The sequence below is a fragment of the Streptomyces sp. NPDC052042 genome, assembly GCF_044548345.1.
GTDB lineage: Bacteria > Actinomycetota > Actinomycetes > Streptomycetales > Streptomycetaceae > Streptomyces.
This window is the reverse complement of sequence record NZ_JBIUBU010000001.1, coordinates 287,640-312,908: the sequence shown is the minus strand read 5'-3', so window position 1 is coordinate 312,908 and position 25,269 is coordinate 287,640. Positions and strand designations below refer to the sequence as shown.

Sequence of the window (25,269 nt, the reverse complement as noted above, 5' to 3'; positions counted from 1 at the left end):
ATTTCGGTGCATGTCGTACTCGCCGGCGGGGGGACCGCCGGCCACATCGAGCCCGCGCTCGCCCTCGCGGACGCCCTGCGCAGGCAGGACCCGACGGTGGGAATCACCGCCCTCGGCACGGAGCGCGGCCTGGAGACCAGGCTGGTGCCCGAGCGGGGGTACGAACTCGCCCTGATCCCGGCCGTGCCGCTGCCGCGCAAGCCCACCCCGGAACTGATCACCGTCCCGGGACGGCTGCGCGGCACCATCAAGGCGGCCGAGCAGATCCTGGAGCGCACCAAGGCGGACTGCGTGGTCGGCTTCGGCGGCTATGTCGCCCTGCCCGGTTATCTGGCGGCCAAGCGTGCCGGTGTGCCGATCGTCGTCCACGAGGCCAACGCCCGGCCCGGTCTGGCCAACAAGATCGGCTCGCGGTACGCCGAAGCGGTCGCCGTCTCCACCCCCGACAGCAAGCTGCGCGGCGCCCGCTACATCGGCATCCCGCTGCGCCGGACCATCGCCACGCTGGACCGCGCCCGGGTGCGCCCCGAGGCGCGTGCCGCCTTCGGCCTGGACCCCAACCTGCCGACGCTGCTGGTCTCCGGCGGCTCCCAGGGCGCGCGCCGCCTCAACGAGGTGGTCCAGAGTGTCGCCCCGCTGCTCCAGCGCTCCGGGATCCAGATCCTCCACGTGGTCGGCCCGAAGAACGAACTGCCGCACGTCGACAACATGCCCGGAATGCCGCCGTACATCCCGGTACCGTACGTGGACCGGATGGATCTCGCGTACGCGGCGGCCGACATGATGCTGTGCCGGGCGGGCGCGATGACCGTCGCCGAACTCTCCGCCGTCGGGCTCCCCGCCGCCTACGTACCGCTGCCCATCGGCAACGGCGAACAGCGGCTCAACGCCCAGCCGGTGGTGAACGCCGGTGGCGGCCTGCTGGTGGACGACGCGGCGCTCACCCCCGAGTGGGTGCAGGGCAACGTCCTGCCGGTGCTCGCGGATCCGCACCGGTTGTATGAAATGTCCCGTTCCGCCACGGAGTTCGGCCGCCGGGACGCCGACGATCTGCTCGTCGGCATGGTGTACGAGGCGATTGCCGCACGCCGAGGCGCGTGAGGCGGACGGGTCCGGGGGCGCCGCTCCCGGACCCGGTGTGAGGAGCGAGCGTGGCCGGACCGACGACCGCCCGGCGCGGTGCAGCGCGACAGCAGGACTCACCGGCCGACCCGCCGGGCGCCGAAGGGCGTTGGCGGCCCAGCCGCACCCAGCTGATCGTGACGGGCGTGCTGGTTCTGCTGCTCGGTTCGGGTGCCGTCTGGGCGCTCTACGGCTCTCCCTGGCTCCGGGTCGAAAAGGTCAGGACGACCGGCGTCGACGTGCTGACCCCCGCCGAGGTCGAGGCCGCCGCGGCGGTGCCGATCGGTGCTCCGCTCATCTCCGTGGACGCCGACGTCATCGCCGAACGGTTGCGCCGGAAGGTGCCTCGTATCGACTCGGTGGATGTCGTACGGGCGTGGCCGCATGGAATCGGACTTAAAGTGACCGAACGGCAGCCGGTCCTGCTGATGAAAAAGGGTGCGAAGTTCATCGAAGTGGACGCCAAGGGTGTGCGTTTCGCGACGGTGGACCGGGCGCCCAAGCGCGTGCCGATCCTGGAGCTGACAGCCCGTCAGTCGCCTGGTCTGCGCCGCTTCGGCAGTGCCCGGCTGGTGCGGGAGGCGGTCCGGGTCGCGGGCGGACTTCCGGGCGGTGTCGCCGGGGACACCAAGGTCGTGCGGGTCGCCTCGTACGATTCGATCTCCCTGGAGCTCACCCGGGGACGCACGGTGAACTGGGGCAGCGGCGAGGACGGGCAGGTGAAGGCGCGGGTCCTGACCGCTCTCATGAAAGCCGCTCCCGACGCGGAGCGCTTCGACGTGAGCGCGCCCACCGCCCCTGCCGTATCGGGCGGTTGACGCATATGCGTCCAGGCCAGCACCCTGGTTGGTCAGCGCTACGGGTGATCACATAGGGTGAAAAGAAAAACGGGAGGTTCGGCGTGTTCGTTGAACACGCGCCACTTGTCGACTTAGTGTCCTGTTCGGAAGAGTCCATGAAGCAGACACACTGGTAACCCTAAACTTCAACGTTAGGGTTCGGGTCGGCGTTTCGGACCGCCCCAATCGGCATCCGTCGTCGCGGCGGGAACACCGTCAAGCGGCGACACGTAACTCGAGGCGAGAGGCCTTCGACGTGGCAGCACCGCAGAACTACCTCGCAGTCATCAAGGTCATCGGTGTCGGCGGCGGTGGTGTCAATGCCATCAACCGAATGATCGAGGTCGGTCTCAAGGGCGTCGAGTTCATCGCGATCAACACGGATGCGCAAGCCCTGTTGATGAGCGATGCCGACGTCAAGCTCGACGTCGGCCGCGAACTCACCCGCGGACTCGGCGCCGGGGCCAACCCGGCCGTCGGCCGCAAGGCGGCAGAGGACCACCGCGAGGAGATCGAGGAGGTCCTCAAGGGGGCCGACATGGTCTTCGTCACCGCCGGAGAGGGCGGCGGCACCGGCACCGGCGGCGCACCCGTCGTCGCGAACATCGCGCGCTCGCTGGGCGCCCTGACGATCGGCGTGGTCACCCGCCCGTTCACCTTCGAGGGCCGGCGCCGGGCGAACCAGGCGGAGGACGGCATCGCCGAACTCCGCGAAGAGGTCGACACCCTCATCGTCATCCCCAACGACCGGCTGCTGTCCATCTCGGACCGGCAGGTCAGCGTGCTCGACGCGTTCAAGTCGGCCGACCAGGTACTGCTCTCCGGTGTCCAGGGCATCACCGACCTCATCACGACGCCCGGTCTGATCAACCTCGACTTCGCCGACGTCAAGTCGGTCATGTCCGAGGCCGGATCGGCGCTCATGGGCATCGGCTCCGCCCGCGGCGACGACCGCGCGGTGGCCGCCGCGGAGATGGCGATCTCCTCGCCGCTCCTCGAGGCGTCCATCGACGGCGCCCGCGGCGTGCTGCTCTCCATCTCCGGCGGCAGCGACCTCGGTCTCTTCGAGATCAACGAGGCCGCGCAGCTGGTGAGCGAGGCGGCGCACCCCGAGGCGAACATCATCTTCGGCGCCGTCATCGACGACGCGCTGGGCGACGAGGTGCGCGTCACCGTGATCGCGGCCGGTTTCGACGGCGGACAGCCGCCGGCCCGCCGGGAGAACGTCCTGGGCGCGGGCTCCGCCAAGCGCGAGGAGTCGGCGGCTCCTCCGGTCCGGTCCGAGCCCGTGCGCCACACCGGCGGACTGGGATCCCTGCCCTCGCGCGAGGATCCCCTGGCCCCGGCCGAGCCCGCGCCCATGGCCGGTGAGAAGCACCTGCCGCCGGTCGCCACGCCGCACATCCCGCCGGCCCGTCCCTACCCGGACTCCCAGGTCGAAGAGCTGGATGTCCCGGACTTCTTGAAGTGATAGTCCCGCACCGCTCGGTTCCTGCGGTGGCCTCGGAGACTTCGGGCCGCGCGCGCTTCGCCTTCACCGACAGGTGGGGCGGGGTGAGCGCGGCCCCGTATGCGGAACTCAACCTCGGCGGCGCGGTCGGTGACGACCCCGCCGCCGTTCTGGCCAATCGGGAGCGCGCCGCCGGGGCCCTCGGACTGGACCCGGCTCGGGTCGTCTGGATGAACCAGGTGCACGGACGGGACGTCGCGGTCGTCGACGCACCCTGGGGGGACATTTCGGAAATCCCCGCCGTGGACGCGCTGGTCACAGCGGGGCGCGGGCTCGCACTCGCCGTGCTCACCGCCGACTGCACCCCCGTCCTGCTCGCCGATCCCGTCGCCGGGATCGCGGCGGCGGCACACGCGGGCCGTCCCGGACTGGTCGCCGGGGTCGTCCCCGCCGCGGTCGAGGCGATGACCGCGCTCGGCGCGAAGACCTCGCGGATCGTCGCACGGACCGGACCGGCCGTCTGCGGACGGTGCTACGAGGTCCCCGCCCCGATGCGCGCCGAGGTCGCCGAGACCGTCCCGGCCTCCTGGTCCGAGACCAGTTGGGGCACCCCGGCCGTGGACGTCACCGCGGGGGTCCATGCGCAACTCGAGGCGCTCGGGGTGGAGGACCGGCGGGCCTCCTCGGTCTGCACCCTCGAATCGGGCGATCACTTCTCGTACCGACGCGACCGCACCACCGGGCGGCTCGCCGGATATGTCTGGTTGGACTGATAGCGCATGACGGACCGTAGAACCCAGCTCGCTGAAAACCTGGCACGGGTGGAGGAGCGCATCGCCTCCGCCTGCGCCTCCGCCGGCCGTGCGCGGGAGGAGGTGACCCTCGTCGTGGTCACCAAGACCTACCCCGCGAGCGATGTGCGGATCCTGCATGAACTCGGTGTGCGTCATGTCGCGGAGAACCGCGACCAGGAGGCCGCTCCCAAGGCGGCCGAGTGTGCGGATCTATCGCTCACGTGGCACTTTGTCGGTCAGTTGCAGACGAATAAGGTTCGTTCTGTCGCTGGTTATGCCGATTTTGTGCAGTCGATGGATCGGGTCAAACTGGTCACGTCCCTCTCGGCGGCGGCCGAGCGTGAAAGTCGCGAACTCGGCTGCCTGGTACAGGTGGCGCTCGACGCGGAGAGCGGCGAGCGAGGTGTCCGGGGCGGTGTCGCCCCGGACGGAGTGGAGGAGTTGGCCGCCGCGGTCGACTCCGCGCCCGGGCTGCGGCTCGCCGGTCTGATGACCGTCGCGCCGCTCGCCGGACCGTTCGCGGGACGGCGGCGTGCGGCCTTCGATCGGCTGATGGAATTGTCGACCCGCCTGCGCGTGGACCACCCGGCTGCGAACATGGTCTCCGCGGGGATGAGTTCGGACCTCGAGGAGGCCGTCGCGGCCGGGGCGACACATGTACGCGTCGGTACGGCGGTACTCGGAGTCCGACCGAGCCTCCGGTAACGTCGCCAGACGAGTCGGACCACAGCAGAAAATATGGTCAATCCCGCTGATGGCGGGCAGGCCACAGTGGATCACGCGGCACTTGGTGACAGATGCCGATCCACCACAGAGCGGAGGATTCAGAGCATGGCCGGCGCGATGCGCAAGATGGCGGTCTACCTCGGCCTCGTGGAGGACGATGGGTACGACGGTCCGGGGTTCGACCCCGATGACGAATTCGAACCCGAGCCGGAGCCCGAGCGCGACCGGCGTCGGCATCAGTCCTCGCACCAGGTCGAACGGGAGCGGGACCGGGAGCGCGAAGAGGACGAACCGGTGCGAGCGGTGCAGCCCCCCGCGCAGCGGGAGCCGGTGCAGATCCCGGTGGAAAGGGAGCGACCCGCCCGGATCGCACCCGTGGCATCCATCACACCCGAACGTCCGAACCTGGAGAAGAACGCGCCGGTGATCATGCCCAAGGTCGTGTCCGAGCGGGAGCCGTACCGCATCACCACACTGCACCCCAGGACCTACAACGAGGCCCGTACCATCGGCGAACACTTCCGCGAGGGTACTCCGGTGATCATGAACCTCACGGAGATGGACGATACGGACGCGAAGCGACTTGTCGACTTTGCGGCAGGACTCGTCTTCGGACTCCATGGCAGCATTGAGCGTGTGACGCAGAAGGTGTTCCTGTTGTCGCCTGCTAACGTCGATGTCACGGCGGAGGACAAGGCCCGCATCGCTGAGGGCGGATTCTTCAACCAGAGCTGAGAACACGAGACACCGGGAATGGTCCGGCCGGGAGGCCGGGGCCAGGGAGCCAGGGGAGAGGGAAGCGCGCGATGGGCGTCGCACAAGAGGTTGTCTATATCGCGTTGACGTGTTTCCTCATCGTGCTGATCTTCCGGCTGGTCATGGACTACGTCTTCCAGTTCGCACGTTCATGGCAGCCCGGCAAGCCGATGGTGGTCATACTTGAGGCCGCCTATACGGTCACCGATCCACCGCTCAAGCTTCTGCGGCGGTTCATCCCGCCGCTGCGTCTCGGGGGCGTGGCACTCGACCTGTCCTTCTTCGTTCTGATGATCATCGTTTTCATCCTGAGAGGCATCGTGATCGGGTTGTGAGCGATACGGTCTTGCCGACTGCCGACGACTACGTAGAGGTGAAGAAGAGATGCCGCTGACCCCCGAGGACGTGCGGAACAAGCAGTTCACAACCGTCCGTCTACGAGAAGGCTACGACGAGGACGAGGTCGATGCCTTCCTCGACGAGGTCGAGGCCGAGCTGACCCGCCTGCTCCGTGAGAACGAGGATCTGCGCGCCAAGCTGGCCGCCGCGACGCGGGCCGCCGCGCAGAACCAGCAGCAGGGCATGCGCAAGCCGGAGCCGCAGGACCGGCCCGGGGCCCCCGTGCCCGCCGCCATATCGGGACCGCCGGTCCAGCAGCAGCCCCCGCAGATGGGTCCCCCCCAGCTGCCCGGTGGTGCTCCGCAGCTGCCCGCCGGTCCCAGTGGTCACGGCCCCGGTCCCCAGGGTCAGCACGGCCCCGGTCCGCAGGGCCCGCACGGCCCCGGCCCGATGCAGGGTGGTCCCATGGGCGGCCCGATGGGTGGCCCCATGGGTGGTCACGCCCCGCAGCAGCAGATGCAGCAGCCGCCGATGCAGCAGCCCGCTCAGGGCCCCGGCGGCGACAGCGCCGCCCGTGTTCTCTCGCTCGCGCAGCAGACGGCCGACCAGGCGATCGCGGAGGCCCGTTCCGAGGCCAACAAGATCGTCGGTGAGGCGCGCAGCCGTGCCGAGGGGCTGGAGCGCGACGCGCGGGCCAAGGCGGACGCTCTGGAGCGGGACGCGCAGGAGAAGCACCGCGTGGCGATGGGCTCGCTGGAGTCGGCCCGCGCGACGCTGGAGCGCAAGGTCGAGGACCTGCGCGGCTTCGAGCGCGAATACCGCACCCGGCTGAAGTCCTACCTGGAGAGCCAGCTGCGTCAGCTGGAGACCCAGGCGGACGACTCGCTCGCCCCGCCGCGCACCCCCGCGGCCGCCTCGCTCCCGCCGTCGCCCTCGCTGGCCCCGGCCGGTGCGGGCGCCATGGGCCACAGCATGGGCGGCAACCACGGCAACCACGGCAACCAGCAGATGGGCGGCAACCCGTCCATGGGCGGAGGGCCCTCGTACGGCGGTCAGCAGCAGATGTCGCCGGCGATGACCCAGCCGATGGCGCCGGTGCGGCCGCAGGCGCCGCAGCCGATGCAGCAGCAGGCCCCGTCGCCGATGCGCGGGTTCCTGATCGACGAGGACGACAACTGAGCCGGGTACGCGCGGTCAGCGCGTAGCCGTCGGCAGGCAAGGGCCGGTTTCCGGGGAGACCCGGGGGCCGGCCCTTCGCCGTGTCGGGGCCGTGGTGCCGGTGGGGCCAGGGACGAAGAACGGCGGGTCCGTCCGGAACGGGTGTTCCGGACGGACCCGCCGAGGAGCCGGTGCTACTGCTCCGTCTTGCGGAGGCGGAAGGCCAGGGCCAGGCCCTCGTCCTCGAACGGGGCACCGTAGGCCGCGTCCGCCTCGCCCTGCGCGTAGTCCAGCGCCAGGACCTCGTCCGCGATCAGGGCCGCGTGCTCGGTCAGCGCCTCCACCGTGGCGGGAGAGGTGGACGTCCAGCGGACGGCGATGCGGTCCGCGACGTCCAGGCCGCTGTTCTTGCGGGCCTCCTGGATGAGACGGATCGCGTCCCGGGCCAGGCCCGCGCGCCGCAGTTCCGGGGTGATCTCCAGGTCCAGGGCGACGGTCGCGCCCGCATCGGAGGCCACGGACCAGCCCTCGCGCGGCGTCTCCGTGACGATCACCTCGTCGGGGGCGAGGCTGACCGTCTCACCGTCCACCTCGACCGAGGCCGTGCCCTCGCGCAGGGCCAGCGAGAGGGCCGCCGCGTCGGCGTTCGCGATCGCCTTGGCCACCGCCTGGACGCCCTTGCCGAACCGCTTGCCGAGCGCGCGGAAGTTCGCCTTCGCGGTGGTGTCGACCAGCGAGCCGCCGACGTCGGAGAGCGAGGCCAGCGAGGAGACGTTCAGCTCCTCGGTGATCTGGGAGCGCAGTTCGGGCGAGAGCGACTCGAAACCGGCCGCCGCGACCAGGGCCCGGGACAACGGCTGGCGGGTCTTGACACCGGACTCGGCGCGGGTGGCCCGGCCCAGCTCGACCAGCCGGCGCACCAGCGCCATCTGGGCCGACAGCTCCGGGTCGACGACCGTGAAGTAGGCCGTCGGCCAGGAGGAGAGGTGCACCGACTCGGGGGCGTCCGGAGTCACCGGGACCACCAGGTCCTGCCAGACCCGCTCGGTGATGAACGGGGTGAGCGGGGCCATCAGCCGGGTCACGGTCTCGACGACCTCGTGCAGGGTGCGCAGCGCGGCCTTGTCGCCCTGCCAGAAGCGGCGGCGGGAGCGGCGGACGTACCAGTTGGACAGGTCGTCGACGAACGCCGACAGGAGCTTGCCGGCGCGCTGGGTGTCGTACCCTTCCAGCGCCTGCGTGACCTGGTCCACCAGCGCGTTCAGTTCGCTCAGCAGCCAGCGGTCCAGGACCGTGCGGTCCGCGGGGGCCGGGTCGGCCGCCGACGGCGCCCAGTCCGACGTGCGGGCGTACAGCGCCTGGAAGGCCACCGTGTTCCAGTAGGTCAGGAGGGTCTTGCGGACGACCTCCTGGATGGTGTTGTGGCCGACGCGCCGGGCCGCCCACGGGGAGCCGCCGGCCGCCATGAACCAGCGGACCGCGTCGGCGCCGTGCTGGTCCATGAGGGGGATCGGCTGGAGGATGTTCCCGAGGTGCTTGGACATCTTGCGGCCGTCCTCGGCGAGGATGTGGCCCAGGCAGACCACGTTCTCGTAGGACGACCGGTCGAAGACCAGCGTGCCGACCGCCATCATCGTGTAGAACCAGCCGCGGGTCTGGTCGATGGCCTCGGAGATGAACTGGGCCGGGTAGCGGCTCTCGAACAGCTCCTTGTTCTTGTACGGGTAGCCCCACTGCGCGAACGGCATCGAGCCCGAGTCGTACCAGGCGTCGATGACCTCCGGGACGCGGTACGCCTCCAGCTGGCAGTTCTCGTGCGAGCAGGTGAACGTGATCTCGTCGATGAAGGGGCGGTGCGGGTCGAGGCCGGACAGGTCGGCGCCGACGAGCTCGCCCAGCTCGGTGCGCGAACCGACACAGGTGAGGTGGCCGTCCTCGCAGCGCCAGATCGGCAGCGGGGTGCCCCAGTAGCGGTTGCGGGACAGCGCCCAGTCGACGTTGTTGTTCAGCCAGTCGCCGAAGCGGCCGTGCTTGACCGAGTCCGGGAACCAGTTGGTCTTCTCGTTCTCCGCGAGCAGCCGGTCCTTGATCGCGGTCGTGCGGATGTACCAGGACGGCTGCGCGTAGTAGAGGAGCGCGGTGTGGCAGCGCCAGCAGTGCGGGTAGCTGTGCTCGTACGGAACGTGCCGGAACAGCTTGCCCCGGGCGGCCAGGTCCTCGGTGAGCGCCCCGTCGGCCTTCTTGAAGAAGACCCCGCCGACCAGCGGCAGGTCCTCCTCGAAGGTGCCGTCGGGGCGGACCGGGTTGACGACGGGGAGACCGTACGCCTTGCAGACCTGGAGGTCGTCGGCGCCGAAGGCGGGGGACTGGTGGACCAGACCCGTACCGTCCTCGGTCGTCACGTACTCGGCGTTGACGACGTAGTGGGCCTCGCTCGGGAAGTCCACGAGGGCGAACGGGCGCTCGTAGGCCCAGCGCTCCATCTCGCGTCCGGTGAAGGTCTCACCGGTGGTCTCCCAGCCCTCGCCCAGGGCCTTCTCGACGAGCGGCTGCGCGACGACGAGCTTCTCCTCGCCGTCCGTCGCGACGACGTAGGTGACGTCGGGGTGGGCGGCGACGGCGGTGTTGGAGACCAGGGTCCAGGGGGTGGTCGTCCAGACGAGGAGGGAGGCTTCGCCGGCCAGCGGGCCGGAGGTGAGGGGGAAGCGGACGAAGACCGACGGGTCGACGACCGTCTCGTACCCCTGCGCCAGCTCGTGGTCGGAGAGGCCGGTGCCGCAGCGGGGGCACCAGGGGGCGACGCGGTGGTCCTGGACCAGCAGCCCCTTCTTGAAGATCTCCTTCAGCGACCACCACACCGACTCGACGTATTCGGGGTCCATCGTGCGGTAGGCGTCGTCGAGGTCGACCCAGTAGCCCATCCGGGTCGTCAGCTCGGAGAACGCGTCGGTGTGGCGGGTCACGGACTCGCGGCACCTGGCGTTGAACTCGGCGATGCCGTACGCCTCGATGTCCTTCTTGCCGTTGAAGCCGAGTTCCTTCTCGACCGCGAGCTCGACCGGCAGGCCGTGGCAGTCCCAGCCGGCCTTGCGCCCGACGTGGTAGCCCTGCATGGTGCGGAAGCGGGGGAAGACGTCCTTGAAGACGCGGGCCTCGATGTGGTGGGCGCCGGGCATGCCGTTGGCGGTGGGCGGGCCCTCGTAGAAGACCCACTCGGGGCGGCCCTCGGACTGTTCGAGGGTCTTGGCGAAGACCTTGCTCTCGCGCCAGAAGTCGAGCACGGCGTGCTCCAGCGCGGGCAGGTCGACCTGGGCGGGCACCTGGCGGTACTGCGGTGATGTCATGGGCGGAATTCCTCCGGCGGACGGTCTCCACTTCCGTCGGAGGGACGAGAGTCTCCTCGACTCCCGCGGTACCACCCTCCTTGGCCCCGGGTACACGCCCGTGGCCCCCTCATTGGGGTCGCGATGCCGGTTCTACTTGCCTCTCGGCGTTCTTCCGGCGGCTCCGGGGTGATCTTCACGACGCGCTCGCCCCCGGGCTTCCACCGTCCCCGGGTCGCTCCTGGCTGCGTACGACGCTACTCGGCCCATCCACGCCTCTCGCTCAGGCCAGTGTACGGGCCCGTGCGGACGTCGGCCGACCGGATATCGACAGGTGCGCGGCGTGACCCGAATGGGGAGAGGGGATCGGACGGACCCGGGGGAGGCGGGTCGGCGGCCGTGGGAGTCGGATTATCGGGCGATGAGCTGGGCACAACGGATGGGGGCAGGCCGGCGCGGGGGGCGCGGGCGGTGCAAATCGGCGGCGTGCCCCGTTGCCGCGGGGCCGGGGCCGATTTATCGTCCCAGCACGATTCGCGTGCAAGATCACAATATGTGAAGGGGCCGCGGCCATGGTGGCGAAGAAGAACGCCGCGAAGAAGACGGCGTCGACGAGATCCACGGGTGCGGCGGCGGGAAGGACGGACACGGAGGGCGTCCCCGGGGCCGCGGCGAAGAAGGCGGCCACGAGGAAGGCGGCGAAGAAGACGACGAGTAAGGCGGCCGGGAGGAAAGCGGTCGCCGGGACGACCACGGCGAAGAAGACCACGGGGGAGAAGGCCGCGGCCTCGAAGAAGGTGTCCGCCGCCCGCGCGGACGCCGGGCACGCGGCACCGGCCGGGAAAGCGCCCGCGAAGAGGAGCGCGGCCAGGAAGTCCTCGAAGAAGGCCGCCTCGGCGGCCACGGAGGCGGCCGAGTCCGCCGAGCAGACGGGAGCCCACACGGTGGTAGCCAAGAAGAGCGGGGCACGGACCCGCAAGACCGACGAGGACGCGCCGGCGGGCGGGGGAGCCGTCACGACGGCCCCTGGCGAGCTGGCGGTCCGGCCGGACGAGGACCCGTGGACCCCGGAGGAGGTCGACGAGGCGCGGGCCGTGCTGAGCGGTGAGAGCACGCGGCTGCGCAACGAGCTGGAGGCCGCGGGCATCGCCCTCGCCGGACTGATGCGCGACTCCGGCGATGGGGCGGGCGACGACGAGGCCGACACGGGCACCAAGAACATCACCCGCGAGCACGAGATGGCGCTCGCCGCCAACGCCCAGGAGATGCTGGAACAGACCGAACGGGCGCTGGCCCGGCTCGACGCCGGGACGTACGGACTGTGCGAGGTCTGCGGCAGGCCGATCGGCAAGGCCCGGATGCAGGCGTTCCCCCGTGCCACGCTCTGCGTCGAGGACAAGCAGAGGCAGGAGCGGCGCGGTTGATCCGGTGCGGTGTGCCGTACCCTCGTCCTCAGTCAGGAACCTAGGTTGAGGGACTCACGTGGCAGAGGCGGAGCGCATCATCGATACGCCGGACATCCCCGATGCTGAGGGGACCGAGGGCAAGGAGACCGCCGACCGGGCCGGGAGTCCGGCCGAGGAGACACCCGCCGCCAGGGGCAAGCGGAAGATCGCGGTGCTCTTCGGCGTGGCCGCCTTCGCCTACCTGCTGGACCTGATCAGCAAGCTGCTGGTGGTCGCGAAGCTGGAGCACCACCAGCCGGTCGAGGTCATCGGCGACTGGCTGAAGTTCGAGGTGATCCGCAACTCGGGCGCCGCGTTCAGCTTCGGCGAGGCGTTCACGGTGATCTTCACCGCCATCGCGGCGACCGTGATCGTGGTGATCGCGCGACTGGCCCGGAAGCTCTACAGCCTGCCGTGGGCCATCGCGCTCGGCCTGCTGCTCGGCGGGGCGCTGGGCAACCTGACCGACCGCCTCTTCCGTTCCCCCGCCGTCTTCGAGGGCGCGGTGGTGGACTTCATCTCCGTCGAGCACTTCGCCGTCTTCAACCTCGCCGACTCCGGAATCGTCTGCGGCGGCATCCTGATCGTGCTCCTCTCCTTCCGCGGCCTGGACCCGGACGGGACCGTGCACAAGGACTAGTGCCGCATCAGGCAACGTTCGCCCCGTCGCGACGTCCGGCACGCCCTCTCGCCGCACCGGCCGAAAACCCGAGTACGTCCAGTACGAGGGCTTCCGGCCAGTACACCGAGAGCACGCACCGGACGCGCTCCTTGACAGGCAAACGTCGCCTGCCGCGGCATTAGCGCTGCTCCCGGCACCAGGACGGGACCGCACACGAGGACCGGCGCTTCTCCCCGCCCGGTGCCGTTCCCGGCACCGGGCGGGACCGTGCACGAGGACCGGCGGCCGCAAGGCATACTCGATCAGGTGAGTACGTATCCCGAGGTCCGCACCCTGCCCGTACCCGACGGTCTGGAGGGCGAGCGCGTCGACGCCGCCATCTCCCGGATGTTCGGTTTCTCCCGCACCAAGGCCGCCGACCTGGCCGCCGCCGGAAAGGTGCAGGTGGACGGCGCGGTGGTCGGCAAGTCCGAGCGGGTGCGGGGCGGCGCCTGGCTGGAGGTGGAGATGCCGCAGGCGCCCGCGCCGCTGCGGATCGTCGCCGAACCCGTCGAGGGCATGGAGATCGTGCACGACGACGAGGACATCGTGGTGATCGTGAAGCCGGTCGGGGTCGCCGCCCACCCCAGCCCCGGCTGGACCGGCACGACGGTGATCGGCGGGCTGGCCGCGGCCGGGTACCGGATCTCGACGTCCGGCGCGGCCGAGCGCCAGGGCATCGTCCACCGCCTCGACGTCGGCACCTCCGGCCTGATGGTCGTCGCCAAGTCCGAGCGGGCCTACACCCTGTTGAAGGCGCAGTTCCGCGAGCGGGTCGTCGAGAAGAAGTACCACGCGCTGGTGCAGGGTCACCCGGACCCGATGAGCGGCACCATCGACGCCCCCATCGGGCGTCACCCCAACCACGACTACAAGTGGGCCGTCACCGCCGACGGCAAGCCCTCCGTGACCCACTACGACCTCATCGAGGCGTACCGGGCCGCCAGCCTCCTCGACATCAAGCTGGAGACCGGCCGCACGCACCAGATCCGGGTGCACATGTCCGCGCACCGCCACCCCTGCGTCGGCGACCTCACCTACGGCGCCGATCCGACGATGGCCAAGCGCCTCGGCCTGACGCGGCAGTGGCTGCACGCCGTCCGCCTCGGCTTCGAGCATCCGTCCGACGGTGGCTGGGTGGAGTTCTCCAGCGACTACCCCGACGACCTCCAGCAGGCCCTGGACAGGGTCGCGGCGGAGAGCCGGTGACGAGCCGTTGCTCCGCCGGTCACGGTCGGCGGACCAGGGGGCCAAGGCGGAAAAAGGGGGTGTTGTCCGGGTAGCGGCTGATGCATGGCAGGCTTGAAGCCCTGCCCGCCCGGCCTCGACGGCCGGATCGCCGTGTTTCGGAAGGCACCTCTTGTGGACCAGATGGCACTGCTCCTCCTGCTGTTGCTCGGAGCCGTGGTCACGGTGCCGTTGGGGGAGCGCCTGGGGCTGCCCGCGCCGGTGCTGATGACGCTCGCCGGGGTCGGCCTCGCGTTCCTCAGCTTCGTGCCGAACGTGAACATCCCGCCGGAGATCATCCTGCCCGCGCTGCTGCCACCGCTGCTCTACGCCTCCGTGCAGCGCACCTCCTGGCGGCAGTTCGCCGCCAACAAGCGGCCGATCTTCCTGCTGGCCGTGGCACTGGTCTTCGTCACCACGGCCGCGGTCGCCGCCGTGGCCAACGCGATCGTCCCCGGACTGCCCCTCGCCGCCGCCGTGGCCCTGGGAGCGCTGGTCGCCCCGCCCGACCCGGTCGCCGCGACGGCCGTCGCGGGTTCCGTCGGTCTGCCGCGCAGGCTCGTCTCCATCCTGGAGGGCGAGGGGCTGTTCAACGACGTGACCGCGATCGTGCTGTACCACGTGGCGATCGCCGCCGCGGTGAGCGGTACCTTCTCCCTTCCCGAGGCGTTCGGTCTGCTGATCCTGTCCGCGGTCGTCGCCGTGGTGGTGGGCCTGGCGCTCGGCTGGCTCACCATCAAGCTCATGGGTCTGCTCGGCGATGCCACGCTCCAGGTCGGACTCACGCTGCTGGTGCCGTTCGTGAGCTATGTGCTCGCGGAGGAACTGATGGGGTCGGGCGTCCTGGCCGTCCTCACCACCGCGCTCTACCTCGCCGAGCGCACCGCCGACGCCGACGACGTCCTCGGCCGGCTCGCCGGCCGCTCCTTCTGGGAGATCGTCGACACCCTCGTGACGGGCGTCGCCTTCGGGCTGATCGGCCTCGAACTCCACAACGTCTTCGGCACGGCGAACGGCCGTGAGACGCAGCTGCTCGGCTGGGGGCTGGCCGTCGTCGCGGTCGTCGTCGGGGTACGGCTGCTCTATCTGCTGCCCGCGACCTGGCTCACCAAGCGGCTGCACACCCGGCGCGACGTCAGCGAGGACATCCCCACCGGCTGGCGGGAGACCGTCGTCATGTGGTGGTCCGGCATGCGCGGGGTCGCCTCCGTGGCCCTGGCGCTGGCGATCCCGCTGACGACGGACGACGGGAAGCCGTTCCCGGGGCGTGACGAGATCATCTTCATCGCCTTCGCCGTGATCATGGCCACGTTGGTCGTCCAGGGCCTCACCCTGCCCTGGCTGGTCCGCAAGCTCCATGTCCGGGCGGACACGGCGGCCGAGGAGGCGCTGGAGAAGGACCTCGCGGCCCGCGCGGCCAGGGCGGCGAAGCAGCGGCTGAAGGAGATCCAGGAGGCCGAGGAGTTCCCCGAGGAGGTCGCCGAGCGCTTGCAGCGGCTGGCGTACGACATGGGGGCCCGGATCAGCCCCGACCTGGTCGACGAGGAGCGCCGGGAGGCGTACGCCCAGCGGGCCGAGCGCTTCAAGGCGATCACCCGGGTCCAGCGCGAGATGATGTCCGCCGCCCGCCACGCGGTGCTGGCCGCCCGCAGCGAGGCGGGCAGCGACCCGGAGGTGGTCGACCGGGTGCTGAGGCAGCTGGACGTGCGCAGCCTGCGGTGAGGCCGGCCGGTGCGGCGGTCCCCCGTCATCCCGGTCCGGGCCGCCCGCTCACGTCGGCCTCCGGGGCGCGGCCGGGCCGGTGTGCGGCGCGACCCCGCCCGTAACTGGCACCATGGCCCTCATGAACATCATGCTTTTCCACTCGACGTACGGCCTGCGTCCCGCGGTGCACGCCGCCGCTGCCCGGCTGCGCGCCGCCGGGCATGAGGTGCACGTGCCCGATCTCTTCGAGGGGCGCACCTTCGACACCGTCGAGGAAGGGCTGGCCTTCAAGGAGGAGCTGGGCAAGGAAGAGTTGCTCCGGAGGGCGGTGCTGGCCGCCGCGCCCTACTCCGAGCGGGGCCTGGTGTACGCCGGTTTCTCCCTCGGGGCGGCCACCGCGCAGACGCTGGCGCTCGGCGACGAGAAGGCGCGCGGGCTGCTGCTGTTCCACGGCACCTCGGACATCGCCGAGAACGCCTCGGTGGACGAGCTGCCCGTGCAGCTGCACGTCGCCGATCCCGACCCGTTCGAGACGCATGACTGGCTGAACTCCTGGTATCTGCGGATGCAGCGGACCGGCGCCGACGTCGAGGTCTACCGCTACCCGGGCGCGGGGCATCTCTTCACCGACCACGAACTGCCCGACCACGACGCGGCGTCGGCCGAGCTGGCCTGGAAGGTCGCGCTCGGTTTCCTCGCCACCCTCTGACCGCGCGGGAGCCGGGGCCCGGCCGGGCGGACGGCCGCGCGAAGGGCCCGGCGCGGTGCGCGGGCCCTCCGGCGGACGGGGGGATCAGGCGCGGTAGGCGGTCCAGTGGTCGTTCATCCGCTGCACCTGGCCCGGGGTGAACTGGTACATGCAGGAGTCGTACGAGTAGTCCATGAAGTTGTGGATCGGGTCGACGCCCGGGCTGGTGCAGGTGTCGCGCCCGGTCGGGCACCCGGACGCGGGGCTCTGCTCGGCGGGGGTGTCGGCGACGTAGTCGCCGTTGCCGGTGCAGCCGCCCTGGAACGTGTGGTACAGCCCCAGCCAGTGGCCGACCTCGTGGGTGGCGGTGTCGCCCTGGTTGTAGTTGGTGGCCGAGCCACCGGGCAGCGAGGCGTTCAGGATGACGACGCCGTCGTCGGACGGGTTGGACCGGTAGGAGCTGGGGAAGGTCGCCCAGCCGAGCAGTCCGCCGCCGAGGTTGGCGGTGTAGACGTTGAGCGCGTTCGCTCCGCCCCTGCGCAGCGCCGACTTCATCGACCTCTCGGCGGAGGAGCCCGGCGAGACGCCGTACCAGGAGCTGTTGTCCGTGTAGTCCGTGCCGGCCAGCGTGAAGCGGAAGCCGGAGTTGGCGTTGCCGGTGCCCTGGCCGCCGTAGGCGGCGTTCAGCACGTTCATCTGGTTGTTGATGGCGGTCGCGCTGAGCTTGCCGGCCGTCCCGGAGTGGATGACGTGGAAGTACACCGGGATCGTGGCGCCCGCGGCGAGGGCGGTGCCGTTGACCCGCCGCTCCGTGAGTCTCTCCCGCAGCTGCGTTTCCATGGCCTTGGTCTGCGCGGTGGTCAGCTCGTTGGGGTCGTGGGTGTTCGTGGTCTGCGAGGGGTGTGCCCTGCGGGCCGTGGCCTCGGTGGCCGTGTCGTCCGCGCACTGCTGGGCGGTCGTGGTGGCCGACGAGGCCGATACCTTCGTGGAGGCGGAGCCGGGGGTGGCGTAGAGGGGCGCCAGGGCCAGGGTTCCGGCCAGGAGGGCGGTGCCGAGCGCACGGTGGCGCATACGCGGCGAAATACGGGCAAGAGCCTGCACGGGGTCTCCTCGCGGGTATGTGGAGGAGGCACGTCCTCCTCGCCGTCAGGGAGATTACGTGTTCATGTCAGGCTGTCAGCAGGGATGATCAAGCCTGATCGGCCGAAGGGTGAATCGGTTGGAACGGGGAGGAAAGAATCCCTGTGTTCCAGGGTTTGAGATGCCGGCGCAGCGTCTCGCGTTACCTCGGCGGGTGGTGTGTCCCCATTGGGGTACGGGGACACACCACCCGCCGTAGCGATGTCATCCGCCGTCGACATGAGCCCGGCTGGCCGGAAATGGTCTCTCAGCGGACCGGCTGGTTCACCCGCTCGACCTTCTGCGTTCCGCTGAGCGTCCGGTACGAACGCGTCCAGGAGGAGGTCGCGTCCCGCTTCGTCCGGTCGGACACGGCGTAGTAGTCCATCTGCGAGCGCTCCGGGGTCACATCGAGCACGCCGTAGCCGTGCGCGTCCATGTCCACCCACTTCACATGGCGGTTGGCGGCCTTGACCGCCGTGCTCGCGACCGCCGAGAGCGTCCCCGGTGCCACGTGCAGGATGTCGTCCAGGTTGTCCGAGGTCACCGACGTCACCACGAACTCGGTGGCCGCCGAGGCCGACAGCGGGTACGTGGCCGCCTTCACCGGCACGTCGTTGGCCCACGCCATGTGGATGTCGCCGGTCAGGAACACCGTGTTGGCGATCGACCGGTCCCGCAGATGCGTGATCAGTTCCTTGCGGTCGCTGGTGTAGCCGTCCCACTGGTCGACGTTGACGGCTATCCCCTCCTTCGGCAGCCCCAGCAGTTCGGCCAGCGGCTTCAGCAGATGCGCGGGCAGCGAGCCGAACGCGACCGGCGAGATCATCACCGACGTCCCGACCAGCTTCCAGGTCGCGTCCGAACCGGCCAGGCCCGCCTTGAGCCAGTCCAGCTGTGTCCGGCCGGTGATCGTGCGGTCGGGGTCGTCGACCGAGCCGTTGCCGATCGTCGTCTGCTGCGAGCGGAAGGTGCGCAGATCGAGCAGGTGGAGGTCGGCCAGATCGCCGAAGCGCAGCCGCCGGTAGACGGTGCCTTCGGTGGCGGGGCGGACCGGCATCCACTCGAAGTACGCCTGCCTGGCGCCCGCGGCGCGGTCGGCCCAGGGCCCCTCCGTGGCCGGCGTGTGGTTCTCGGCCCCGCCCGACCAGGTGTCGTTGGCGATCTCGTGGTCGTCCCAGATCGCGATCACGGGGTGTGCGGCGTGCAGGGCCTGGAGGTCGGCGTCCGTCTTGTAGTGGCCGTGCCGGGTGCGGTAGTCGGCGAGCGTGAGGATCTCGTGCCGGGGCTCGTGCGGCCGTACGACGTACTGTGCGGCCGGGTAGTCGCCCGACGCGTACTCGTAGATGTAGTCGCCCAGGTGCAGGACCGCGTCGAGGTCGGCGCGGGCCGCGAGGTGCCGGTACGGGGAGAAGAAGCCGGCCTCCCAGTTGGCGCACGAGACCACGCCGAAGCGCAGACCGGTGACGGAGGCCCCGGCCGCGGGCGCGGTGCGGGTGCGGCCGGCGGGCGAGAGGGCGGCCGCACCCTCGCCCGCCGAGAAGCGGAACCAGTACGTGGTCGCCGGGCGCAGCCCGCGGATGTCGGCCTTGACGGTGTGGTCGGAGGCGGCCCGCGCGACGGTGGAGCCCCGCGAGACGATCCGGGAGAAGCCCTTGTCCTCGGCGACCTCCCAGTGCACCGCCGTGTCGGCACCGCGGCCGGAACCGGGCACCGCGTCGGGCGCGGGGGTGACGCGGGTCCACAGGAGGACGCCGTCGGGGAGCGGATCGCCGGAGGCGACGCCGTGCAGGAAGGCGGGCCCGTCGGCGGCGCGCGCGGTGGCGGCGGAGCCCAGTACGGGGATCGCGACGGCGGCGGTGGCGGCAGCCTTGACGACCGTGCGGCGGCTGGGGGCGGCGGGCTGCGGCGAAGGGTGTCGAGACGTCATGGGCCAGGACCTTACTGGCCGGTAAGCCCAACAGGCAGGCGAACCAAGGAAGTTCGCCTGCCTGTTGCTGAACAGCCGTCAGGATTTGGCCATGCGGCGGGACCCGTTCCGCCCGGAACGTGCGGCTCCGGTGCGGCGGGCGGGTCTCAGCCCTTCAGCGCGGCGTCGACCGCGGCGGTGAACTCCTCCACCGTCATCGGGGAGTTCTCGCTGCCCGCGGCGGTGATCTTCTTGCCGTCCATCATCAGGGTCGGGGTGCCCTGCACACCGCTCTTGTCGAACGCCTCCGACATCTTCATCGCCCAGGCGTCGAACGTGCCGTCCTCGACGTTCTTCTGGAACGTCTTGTTGTCCTTCAGCGCGTCGACCGTGTTCGCGATCTCGATCAGGTAGGAGTCCTTCTTGAACTTGTCGTCGCTCTCCTCCGGGTGGAACTTCGTCGAGTAGAGCGCGTACTTGTAGTCGAGGAAGGCCTCCGGGCTGACGTCGAGCGCCGCGCCGAGTGCGCTCAGCGCGTTCTTCGACCCCTCGCCGTTGGTGGCGTTGTCGATGAACGTGGCACCGACGTACTTGACCTTGTACTTGCCGGCGTCGACGTCCTTGTGCAGCGTCTCGCCGATGGCCTGCTCGAAGGTGCCGCAGACCGGGCAGCGGGAGTCCTCGTACAGCTCCAGCGTCTTCTTGGCGGTCGACTTGCCGATGACGACGGTCGTGCCGTTCTCGCCCGAGGTGTTCTTGGGCGCCGTCACGTTCTTCTCGTCCTTGGCCGCGTCCCAGTGGGACGGCTTGTTCATCTCCATGACACCCCAGCCGACGCCGCCGGCGATCGCCAGCACCGCGACGATCGAGAGGCCGACGAGTATCTGCCGGCGGGTCTTCTCCCGCTTGGCCTGCCGCTCGCGTTCGGCGCGCAGACGCTCGCGGGCCGCCGCCTTGTTGGCCTGACTGTTGCGCTTGCTCATGTTGGTCTCTCCATGGTGATAGGTCTTCGGGGGCGTACTGCCGTGACCGGCGATGTCCGCGCGCAAGGAGCGCCGTCCGGTGCGCGCGACCGCGGGCGGCCGGAAGCCTCGCAGCGGCGCTGCTCGGGCTTCGGCCGACGCCGGGCGCCGGGGTCTTTCCCGCTCGAACGAAGCCGAGTGCCGGGGAGCGCCGGGCGGCGCGACGGGGCGGACGCTGCCGGGAGCGGCAGTACGTGCTCAGGCGAGGGCGCGGGCCGGGCGCGGAGGCCCCCTGCGTCCCATGGAGTGCACGAGCAGACGGGCATGGACGCGCGGGTGCGGGCCGTGCCCGGCGGCACGCACCTTGAGGCGTACGGGGCGGTCGGCCGTACTCACCGCGGCGACCGCGACCAGCAGCGGCCGGAACGCCAGGGCGGCAGCCGCGCCCAACAGGGCGACCAGGGCCGACTCGCCGCGCCGGAGCCAGGCCGCCGCGAGCAGCCCGACCGACACATGGGCGGCGAGCAGCAGCCACGGCACCGCGGGGCCGGGGGAGGCCAGCAGCGAGGCCGCCGTGCGCCCGGCATCGGTCACCGAGGCGAGCGGGACTCCGACATCGGCGACCTGCGGCGCACCGGCACCGATGCCGCCGCCGCACAGCACGTCCACCCCGACCGAGCGCAGCGGCCCCGCGATCGGGCCGCCCGCCGCGCCGTAGCAGAGGTGCTGGCCGGTGGTGAAGAAGGTGTCGGCGGCCAGTTCCAGCGGGACCAGCAGCCCCGCGATGGCGCCGAAGCGGCGCTCCCGTCCGGCCAGCGCGTACGCCACGGAGAAGACCGCGCAGGCCAGCAGCGCGATGGCGGTCAGCGGCAGCGGGACCTGGGAGAGCAGGACGTGGGACGCGGTGGAGAGCGTCACGACGAGCGCCGTGAAGAGCGCCGCGCGAACGGTCCTGAGCTGCGTCCCGGATATGTCCATCGTCGAGGAGTGTGCCATGCCAAGCTGTGAGCGTCCCCCGAAGGGGGCCAAGTCGTGTCCGACGCGCGCCGGGCGGGACGCGCCGGACCCGGTCCGACGGGGCCGCGGCCCGGGAGCGCGGCCGTTGCGGAAGGGACGGGGGACGGTCCGGAGGCCGGCGCGGGCGCGCGGGCCGCGGGCGCGCGCGAGGTCCACCGGCGGCTCGGCGCGGGACCGCACGCGCAAGGCGGCGGGGTCCGCCGCCGGCAACTCGCCGGAAGCCGCGCCGACGGCCTCGAAAATCCGCTGTTGGGCCGCACCGGTCCGTTGTTCAGGCATCTGCGGGTGCCTCCTGGGACCCGATGGGCGAGGACGGACGGAACGGGGTTTCCGGCACCTCCAACGCGCGACGGCGTCCGGGAGTGCCCCGCGGTCCTCTCCCCGGAGACGTAGACTTCCACGCTGTCCCCACCCGTCACCCAGAGTCCGTTCCCCCGGAGGCACAGCGCCGTGAGCAAGCCGCCTTTCACGCACCTTCACGTACACACCCAGTACTCGCTGCTGGACGGTGCCGCGCGGCTCAAGGACATGTTCAGCGCGTGCAACGAGATGGGCATGACGCACATCGCGATGACGGACCACGGCAACCTGCACGGGGCGTACGACTTCTTCCACTCCGCGAAGAAGGCCGGCGTCACGCCGATCATCGGGATCGAGGCGTACGTCGCCCCGGAGTCCCGCAAGCACAAGCGGAAGGTCCTCTGGGGCCAGCCGCACCAGAAGCGCGACGACGTCTCGGGTTCGGGCGGTTACACCCACAAGACCATCTGGGCCTCGAACAGCACGGGCCTGCACAACCTCTTCCGGCTGTCCTCGGACGCGTACGCCGAGGGCTGGCTCCAGAAGTGGCCGCGCATGGACAAGGAGACCATCGCCCAGTGGTCCGAGGGCCTCATCGCGTCCACCGGCTGCCCCTCCGGCGAGCTGCAGACCCGGCTGCGGCTGGGCCAGTTCGACGAGGCGCTCCAGGCGGCCTCCGACTACAAGGACATCTTCGGCGAGGGCCGGTACTTCCTGGAGCTGATGGACCACGGCATCGACATCGAGCGCCGGGTCCGCGACGGGCTCCTGGAGATCGGCCGGAAGCTCGGCATCCCGCCGCTGGTGACCAACGACTCGCACTACACCTACGCGCACGAGGCCACCGCGCACGACGCGCTGCTCTGCATCCAGACCGGCAAGAACCTCTCGGACCCGGACCGCTTCCGCTTCGACGGCAGCGGCTACTACATCAAGACGACCGACGAGATGTACGCGGTCGACTCCTCCGACGCCTGGCAGGAGGGGTGCCGCAACACGCTGCTGGTCGCCGAGCAGATCGACACCACCGGCATGTTCGAGAAGCGCGACCTGATGCCGAAGTTCGAGATCCCGGACGGCTTCACCGAGGTCACCTGGTTCCAGGAGGAGGTCCGCCGCGGCATGGCGCGCCGCTTCCCGGGCGGCGTCCCCGAGGACCGGCAGAAGCAGGCCGAGTACGAGATGGACGTCATCATCCAGATGGGGTTCCCGGGGTACTTCCTCGTCGTCGCCGACTTCATCATGTGGGCGAAGAACAACGGCATCGCGGTCGGCCCCGGCCGAGGCTCCGCGGCCGGCTCGATCGTGGCGTACGCGATGGGCATCACCGACCTCGACCCGATCGAGCACGGGCTGATCTTCGAGCGGTTCCTCAACCCCGAGCGCGTCTCGATGCCCGATGTCGACATCGACTTCGACGAGCGCAGGCGCGTCGAGGTGATCAGGTACGTGACGGAGAAGTACGGCGCCGACAAGGTCGCCATGATCGGCACGTACGGCAAGATCAAGGCCAAGAACGCGATCAAGGACTCCGCGCGTGTGCTCGGCTACCCGTACGCGATGGGCGACCGCATCACCAAGGCCATGCCCGCGGACGTCCTCGGCAAGGGCATCGACCTCGACGGCATCACCAACCCCAAGCACCCGCGCTACAGCGAGGCGGGCGAGGTCCGGTCGATGTACGAGAACGAGCCGGACGTCAAGAAGGTCATCGACACCGCCAAGGGCGTGGAGGGCCTGGTCCGGCAGATGGGCGTGCACGCCGCCGGCGTCATCATGTCCAGCGAGCCGATCATCGAGCACGCCCCGATCTGGGTGCGGCACACCGACGGCGTGACCATCACGCAGTGGGACTATCCGCAGTGCGAGTCGCTCGGCCTGCTGAAGATGGACTTCCTGGGCCTGCGCAACCTCACCATCATGGACGACGCCGTGAAGATGGTGGAGAGCAACAAGGGCGTCAAGCTCGATCTCCTCGGCCTCCCGCTGGACGACCCGAAGACGTACGAGATGCTCTGCCGCGGCGACACGCTCGGTGTGTTCCAGTTCGACGGCGGGCCGATGCGCTCCCTGCTGCGCCAGATGCAGCCCGACAACTTCGAGGACATCTCCGCCGTCTCGGCCCTCTACCGGCCGGGCCCGATGGGCATGAACTCGCATACGAACTACGCCGAGCGCAAGAACGGCCGCCAGGAGATCACCCCGATCCACCCGGAGCTGGAGGAGCCGCTCAAGGAGACGCTCGGCCTGACGTACGGCCTGATCGTCTACCAGGAGCAGGTGCAGAAGGCCGCCCAGATCGTCGCCGGGTACTCGCTCGGCGAGGCCGACATCCTGCGCCGCGTGATGGGCAAGAAGAAGCCCGAGGAGCTGGAGAAGAACTTCGTCCTCTTCCAGGCCGGTGCCAAGAAGAAGAACTACTCGGACGAGGCGATCCAGGCCCTGTGGGACGTGCTGGTCCCCTTCGCCGGCTACGCGTTCAACAAGGCGCACTCCTCCGCGTACGGCCTGGTCACGTACTGGACCGCGTACCTGAAGGCGAACTACCCCGCCGAGTACATGGCGGCGCTGCTGACCTCGGTCAAGGACGACAAGGACAAGTCGGCGGTCTACCTGAACGAGTGCCGCCGCATGGGCATCAAGGTGCTGCCGCCCAATGTGAACGAGTCCCTGTCGAACTTCGCGGCGCAGGGCGACGACGTGATCCTCTTCGGCCTGACGGCCGTGCGCAACGTCGGCCAGAACGTGGTCGACTCGATCATCCGGTGCCGCAAGGCGAAGGGGAAGTACAGCAGCTTCCCGGACTTCCTGGACAAGGTCGAGGCCGTGGTCTGCAACAAGCGGACCGTCGAGTCGCTGATCAAGGCCGGGGCCTTCGACGAGATGGGACACACCCGCAAGGGCCTGGTCGCCCACCACGAACCGATGATCGACAACGTGGTGCAGGTCAAGCGCAAGGAGGCCGAGGGGCAGTTCGACCTCTTCGGCGGCATGGGCGACGAGGGCGGCGACGAGCCGGGCTTCGGCCTCGACGTGGAGTTCTCCGACGTCGAGTGGGAGAAGTCCTACCTGCTGGCGCAGGAGCGCGAAATGCTCGGCCTCTACGTCTCGGACCACCCGCTCTTCGGCCTGGAGCACGTGCTGTCCGACAAGGCCGACGCCTCGATCTCCCAGCTGACCGGCGGCGAGCACGGAGACGGCGCCATCGTCACCGTCGGCGGCATCATCTCCGGTCTCCAGCGCAAGATGACCAAGCAGGGCAACGCCTGGGCGATCGCCACCGTCGAGGACCTGGCCGGCTCCATCGAGTGCATGTTCTTCCCGGCCACCTACCAGCTCGTCTCCACCCAGCTCGTCGAGGACACCATCGTGTTCGTCAAGGGCCGCCTCGACAAGCGCGAGGACGTGCCCCGGCTGGTCGCGATGGAGATGCAGGTCCCCGACGTCTCGGCGGCGGGCACCAACGCCCCCGTGGTCCTGACCATCCCCACCGTCAAGGTCACCCCGCCCATGGTCAGCCGCCTCGGCGAGGTGCTCAGCAACCACCGCGGCGACACCGAGGTGCGGATCAGGCTCCAGGGCCCTCGCAAGACCACGGTGCTCCGGCTCGACCGGCACCGGGTGAAGCCCGACCCGGCGCTCTACGGTGACCTGAAGGTGCTGCTCGGACCGTCCTGCCTGGCCGGCTGAACGGGCCGCGCGGCGGCGGGAGGCCCGCGCACGGAGGACA

Annotated in this window: 19 protein-coding genes; 14 read left to right on the top strand and 5 right to left on the bottom strand. The window is 70.3% G+C overall.

From position 1 onward, the window contains the following. The first annotated feature begins 6 nt into the window (after window positions 1-6). The 8 genes from murG (at window position 7) to ACIHCL_RS01335 (ending at window position 7,205) form a co-directional block, all read left to right on the top strand. Window positions 7-1,101 carry an undecaprenyldiphospho-muramoylpentapeptide beta-N-acetylglucosaminyltransferase gene (murG, locus tag ACIHCL_RS01370; RefSeq protein WP_399855550.1) on the top strand — a complete coding sequence of 365 codons (1,095 nt, stop codon included), beginning with the start codon at window positions 7-9 and terminating at the stop codon, window positions 1,099-1,101. A 50-nt stretch (window positions 1,102-1,151) separates the two neighbouring features. Then, complete coding sequence (locus tag ACIHCL_RS01365) at window positions 1,152-1,940, top strand: cell division protein FtsQ/DivIB (protein WP_399855546.1); 789 nt, start codon at window positions 1,152-1,154, stop codon at window positions 1,938-1,940. A 277-nt stretch (window positions 1,941-2,217) separates the two neighbouring features. Next, on the top strand, window positions 2,218-3,432 hold the full coding sequence (gene ftsZ, locus ACIHCL_RS01360) for a cell division protein FtsZ (RefSeq protein ID WP_399855544.1): 1,215 nt from the start codon (window positions 2,218-2,220) through the stop codon (window positions 3,430-3,432). Continuing rightward, window positions 3,429-4,184 (top strand): peptidoglycan editing factor PgeF, encoded by a 756-nt coding sequence (gene pgeF / locus ACIHCL_RS01355; RefSeq protein ID WP_399855541.1) that lies wholly within the window; start codon window positions 3,429-3,431, stop codon window positions 4,182-4,184. Before ftsZ ends, pgeF begins: the two co-directional genes overlap by 4 nt. A 6-nt stretch (window positions 4,185-4,190) precedes the next feature. After that, window positions 4,191-4,910 (top strand): YggS family pyridoxal phosphate-dependent enzyme, encoded by a 720-nt coding sequence (locus ACIHCL_RS01350; protein ID WP_399855538.1) that lies wholly within the window; start codon window positions 4,191-4,193, stop codon window positions 4,908-4,910. A 126-nt stretch (window positions 4,911-5,036) separates the two neighbouring features. Continuing rightward, window positions 5,037-5,666, top strand: coding sequence for a cell division protein SepF (locus ACIHCL_RS01345; RefSeq protein ID WP_399857089.1), 630 nt, complete (start codon window positions 5,037-5,039; stop codon window positions 5,664-5,666). 71 nt (window positions 5,667-5,737) lie between these two features. Further along, window positions 5,738-6,022, top strand: a complete 285-nt coding sequence (locus ACIHCL_RS01340) for a YggT family protein (RefSeq protein WP_399855535.1) — start codon at window positions 5,738-5,740, stop codon at window positions 6,020-6,022. A gap of 49 nt (window positions 6,023-6,071) precedes the next feature. Next, window positions 6,072-7,205: a DivIVA domain-containing protein gene (locus ACIHCL_RS01335; RefSeq protein WP_399855532.1), complete on the top strand. Its 1,134-nt coding sequence runs from the start codon at window positions 6,072-6,074 to the stop codon at window positions 7,203-7,205. Between the two features lie 173 nt (window positions 7,206-7,378). Here the strand turns inward: ACIHCL_RS01335 and ileS are convergent, their stop codons facing one another. Next, on the bottom strand, window positions 7,379-10,528 hold the full coding sequence (gene ileS / locus ACIHCL_RS01330) for an isoleucine--tRNA ligase (RefSeq protein ID WP_399855529.1): 3,150 nt from the start codon (window positions 10,526-10,528) through the stop codon (window positions 7,379-7,381). A gap of 551 nt (window positions 10,529-11,079) precedes the next feature. On the opposite strand from ileS, the gene ACIHCL_RS01325 reads away from it, so the two are divergent. From ACIHCL_RS01325 to ACIHCL_RS01305, 5 genes are all read left to right on the top strand, one after another. Then, entirely contained in the window at window positions 11,080-11,931 is an 852-nt protein-coding gene (locus tag ACIHCL_RS01325; RefSeq protein ID WP_399855526.1) for a TraR/DksA family transcriptional regulator, read from the top strand. Window positions 11,932-11,989: 58 nt separating this feature from the next. Continuing rightward, complete coding sequence (gene lspA, locus ACIHCL_RS01320; RefSeq protein WP_399855522.1) at window positions 11,990-12,592, top strand: signal peptidase II; 603 nt, start codon at window positions 11,990-11,992, stop codon at window positions 12,590-12,592. A 288-nt stretch (window positions 12,593-12,880) separates the two neighbouring features. Continuing rightward, on the top strand, window positions 12,881-13,822 hold the full coding sequence (locus tag ACIHCL_RS01315; RefSeq protein ID WP_399855520.1) for an RluA family pseudouridine synthase: 942 nt from the start codon (window positions 12,881-12,883) through the stop codon (window positions 13,820-13,822). Between the two features lie 153 nt (window positions 13,823-13,975). After that, on the top strand, window positions 13,976-15,562 hold the full coding sequence (locus ACIHCL_RS01310) for a Na+/H+ antiporter (protein ID WP_399857087.1): 1,587 nt from the start codon (window positions 13,976-13,978) through the stop codon (window positions 15,560-15,562). Window positions 15,563-15,674: 112 nt separating this feature from the next. Continuing rightward, on the top strand, window positions 15,675-16,253 hold the full coding sequence (locus ACIHCL_RS01305; RefSeq protein WP_399855518.1) for a dienelactone hydrolase family protein: 579 nt from the start codon (window positions 15,675-15,677) through the stop codon (window positions 16,251-16,253). An 84-nt stretch (window positions 16,254-16,337) separates the two neighbouring features. Here the strand turns inward: ACIHCL_RS01305 and ACIHCL_RS01300 are convergent, their stop codons facing one another. From ACIHCL_RS01300 to ACIHCL_RS01285, 4 genes are all read right to left on the bottom strand, one after another. Beyond that, window positions 16,338-17,303: a zinc metalloprotease gene (locus ACIHCL_RS01300; RefSeq protein ID WP_399857085.1), complete on the bottom strand. Its 966-nt coding sequence runs from the start codon at window positions 17,301-17,303 to the stop codon at window positions 16,338-16,340. 316 nt (window positions 17,304-17,619) lie between these two features. Next, window positions 17,620-19,281 (bottom strand): alkaline phosphatase D family protein, encoded by a 1,662-nt coding sequence (locus tag ACIHCL_RS01295; RefSeq protein WP_399855516.1) that lies wholly within the window; start codon window positions 19,279-19,281, stop codon window positions 17,620-17,622. Between the two features lie 146 nt (window positions 19,282-19,427). Next, window positions 19,428-20,243: a DsbA family protein gene (locus ACIHCL_RS01290; protein ID WP_399855514.1), complete on the bottom strand. Its 816-nt coding sequence runs from the start codon at window positions 20,241-20,243 to the stop codon at window positions 19,428-19,430. A 237-nt stretch (window positions 20,244-20,480) separates the two neighbouring features. Beyond that, window positions 20,481-21,200: a hypothetical protein gene (locus ACIHCL_RS01285; protein ID WP_399855511.1), complete on the bottom strand. Its 720-nt coding sequence runs from the start codon at window positions 21,198-21,200 to the stop codon at window positions 20,481-20,483. A 489-nt stretch (window positions 21,201-21,689) separates the two neighbouring features. Between ACIHCL_RS01285 and dnaE the strand changes: the two genes are divergently transcribed. Beyond that, window positions 21,690-25,229 (top strand): DNA polymerase III subunit alpha, encoded by a 3,540-nt coding sequence (gene dnaE / locus ACIHCL_RS01280; RefSeq protein ID WP_399855508.1) that lies wholly within the window; start codon window positions 21,690-21,692, stop codon window positions 25,227-25,229. The last annotated feature ends 40 nt before the right edge of the window (window positions 25,230-25,269 follow it).